The sequence below is a fragment of the Segatella maculosa DSM 19339 = JCM 15638 genome, from assembly GCF_000382385.1.
Classification (GTDB): Bacteria; Bacteroidota; Bacteroidia; order Bacteroidales; family Bacteroidaceae; genus Prevotella; species Prevotella maculosa.
In genome coordinates this window covers 1-3,354 of the sequence record NZ_KB908367.1, presented here as the reverse complement: position 1 = coordinate 3,354, position 3,354 = coordinate 1, and the positions used below count along the sequence as shown (strand labels likewise).

At 32.7% G+C, this 3,354-nt stretch carries 3 protein-coding genes and 1 pseudogene; 1 reads left to right on the top strand and 3 read right to left on the bottom strand.

The window, feature by feature from the left end; genetic code table 11:
* Nucleotides 1-411: 411 nt before the first annotated feature.
* Nucleotides 412-1,092 carry an ankyrin repeat domain-containing protein gene (locus H164_RS0114160; protein WP_019969234.1) on the bottom strand — a complete coding sequence of 227 codons (681 nt, stop codon included), beginning with the start codon at nt 1,090-1,092 and terminating at the stop codon, nt 412-414.
* A 132-nt stretch (nt 1,093-1,224) separates the two neighbouring features.
* Here H164_RS0114160 and H164_RS15370 point away from each other — a divergent pair.
* A pseudogene (locus tag H164_RS15370) lies at nt 1,225-1,473 on the top strand (IS4 family transposase); the annotation flags it as partial.
* Here the strand turns inward: H164_RS15370 and H164_RS0114155 are convergent.
* Both H164_RS0114155 and H164_RS0114150 read right to left on the bottom strand, forming a co-directional pair.
* The gene (locus H164_RS0114155) at nt 1,462-1,713 is read right to left on the bottom strand and encodes a hypothetical protein (protein ID WP_008565986.1); all 252 of its coding nucleotides are present in this window, start codon (nt 1,711-1,713) and stop codon (nt 1,462-1,464) included. The pseudogene H164_RS15370 and the gene H164_RS0114155 overlap by 12 nt on opposite strands.
* 4 nt (nt 1,714-1,717) lie before the next feature.
* Nucleotides 1,718-2,785, bottom strand: a complete 1,068-nt coding sequence (locus tag H164_RS0114150; protein WP_238315311.1) for a DUF2931 family protein — start codon at nt 2,783-2,785, stop codon at nt 1,718-1,720.
* Nucleotides 2,786-3,354 lie beyond the last annotated feature (569 nt).

The following is a 3,354-nucleotide window of genomic DNA, read 5'->3' as shown; positions in this document are numbered from 1 at the left end:
TTAAAAACGAGAATATCACTTCTTTCGGTGGAATTTACATCATTTCTTTGTGGCTTTTCATACTTCCCCATTGGTTTGGGTGGGGGATTTCATGATTATGCAAGAACCAAGAACCCCAGAAAATCCCCATATCAATGGATAAATCCCAAAAATGTCACTTCAATATATAAAAGTACCTCACAAGGAATAATGCTGCGGAATTGAGGTATTCTCAGAAAATACTTCTTTCCAATATTGTCTTTATATCGGAAGTAGTCTTATCTTTTTCGGCACATAAAACTAATAAGATAAACAATAACCTATTTGCATGACGATATTTCAAAAGTCAAACCATCTTATTCACACTCAATTTATATTCCGTATTTTTTATTTTGGAAAATATATTTGCCAAGCCATGAGGTAAGGTTATTTTTAATGTTTACTTTGCACCAGTAATTTTAATATGCGGTTGAGCCCTTTTTCACGAGCAAGTTCTATGGGAGTATTCCCTATATTGTCTGTAATATTAGTTTTTGCGCCATACTCTAATAATAGTTTTACTAAATTCTCATTCCCATTTTCAATTGCTATTATTAGGGGGTAAGTCATATCTCCCCCCAAGTTTCCAACTCCATTCACATTGGCTTTATTTTTTAATAATAGTTCTGGTATAGTTGTGTTATTATTATAACAGCTGAGTACTAATGGGCAAAGACCATCTTCATTGTAAGGTGTATTTACATTTAATCCTTTATTTATAAGATATAGAACCATATTCTCATTTTGAGTATTAATAGCGACATATAATGCGTCATAAATATAGATGTCATCAGCATACACCTTATATAGATCTGCCTTCATTTTTATCAAATGTTCTACCGCTTCTTTATTATTATATAGACATGCGAATCCCAATAAAGAATAAGAATGAGTAGAATCTACCACTATCAAGGAGTCTACATTAGTTATTTCTTTTATTGTATAAGCAAAAGTTACATTATCTTTCTTTTTTATAGCCTCAATAACATTCGAATAAGAGTTTGAGTTATTACTTTTTGCACTATAACTTATAATTAGAACACAGAGTAATGATATTAATAATTTCTTTTTCATCAAAAATATAATTATATTACTAAAGTTTCCCACCCTAATAAATAGATAGAAAAAATAACAGTTTGTCGAATTTTCTTTGTAAATTAGTAATCGCTAAAGAACTGATTTTAAAGACAAGACAACAAAGCTGTTATGGAAGCAAAAATAGAGAAAATAAGTGAGTTATCCAAACTTTTGAGTGTTAAAACTCGAATGAGTGATGCTTTATTTCATCTTTTTGGCAAGTTTGGCATTGGTCACTTGTTATCTCGCCTGTCATTGGAGAAACATGATGGAGTTTCGGCTTCGGAATTAATCCTTTCTCTTTGCCTCTTCCGCATTGTGGGTGAAAGTATTCACAGTATATGCAAACATAAGATATATGAGCTTTCAAATCATGGTAATAAGTCGATTAGGATTTTTAAGAGAAGTTTCATACATATCCCATAAAGATGCCACATTGGTGTATGAACCTTGATAGCTATCATCTATATTTTCCCAATGGTCTATGTTATATTTATTGTTTTTGGTACCATCAAAAAAGACACCCATAGTAATGCTGATCTTTCTCTTTTCTTTTGATGGAGGAGATGATTTTGAAGGTAATCCTGCCTTACATTTGCGGTTCGTATATTCATTCATACTCTTATTCTCCTATAAATTTAAAAGTGCTTGAATGCTGATCTCTATGATTATTAAAAAAAATATCATCATCATCACTATCTTTATTTTCCGGTGTTTCTCTAAACACATGTATTTTGGTTTCCTCCAATTCATATTTTTTATCTCCTACTTGTAAAAAAATATCGAAGCCATTATTATATTTATCGATATGAACAATTAACTCACCCTTTTGTCGGCAATCCCGTCCTAATGCCAAAGGGAATGAACGCAACACTTCTTCCTCATCAAAGAAAAACTCACCCATATATAAAGTATCTGCTACTCGCCAACGACAGATGATATATTTTATACGCGCTTGCATATCTTTGGGAACACGGTCGTCATTACAATATAATTCACCGTTCGAAAAATGACTCATCACATCAGGAGATAAAATAGTCTTTTCATTTTCAAACACAATTTTCAAGTCATATCTGAAGCGTTCTGCGTATTGATCCCATAAATTGAGAGGAATACCATTCTTTTTCAAATTTTCTGCAGCACCTTCGTAATCTTTAATGGCACTTTCGCAAAGCTTTTCCGTCGTACCATGTATCATAAAAGCATCTTTTTCAAAATCTTTTAATGACACCTGAACTTCTTTTCCCTGCAAAGAATCACAAACTAATGTACATCTTGTTGTACAATCCAAATACAGCCAAATTTTACCTCCCGGTAGCAATGTCACAACAAATCCCGTATAGTGTCTATTTTTCTTATATTCGCTATCATAAACATTTTCACGAAATAATTCCAAGATCCTATCCTGTAGTTCTTGACTAAATTTGATATTGGCTTTATAATACTTCTTCTCTGCATAAGAAAGCCATAATACATCTAAACCGTTGGGAAGATCAAAACCTCCTTCCGTATCAAAATCATCTAATCCGACACCACCAGAATGTACTCCGATACCGGTACCGATAAAATTTTCCATAATAGGATACCGTCCGCTTTCTCCGAAAGTAACAAAAGCATATTTGGTTTCAACCGGATAATATATTGGAGCTGCAACCGAAGGCTCCCAAACAAATTGCGTTTTTGTCTTCATCTTAACATTAGATTTACATGATGTACAGATAAAAACCGACACCATAATAATTATTGTATGTATAAATAAGCCTTTATTTGCCATGCCTTATATATGCAATTAACCTTTTGCAACATCTACCTGAACTTTACCTTTAACATACATTCTCTTTTTTGATGCAATAACAGTATCCTCATTTGATTCCATGTGTATTTCAGATTCCGAATGTATATCGATGTCTTTACCTGTACGTTGTCAAATAAAAGTGCACAACTGCAAATGTAGTTATTTATGCTGTAATATCATTCTTTTATTCTCAGAAATTCTTTTGTTGATTGAATTTTGCTTTATTATTTCTCTCCTTAATTCCGCAGCATAAATTCTTGTGAGAACTCCAAGTGCCTGGGAAACAAAGTTCTCAAAACACTTGGATATGTCAGAAATTTCACCTATCTTGGTGCTGCAAACAAAAAAAATAGACAAAATCTGACATGGCAAAGGTAGCAATTAAAAACGAGAATATCACTTCTTTCGGTGGAATTTACATCATTTCTTTGTGGCTTTTCATACTTCCCCATTGGTTTGGGTGG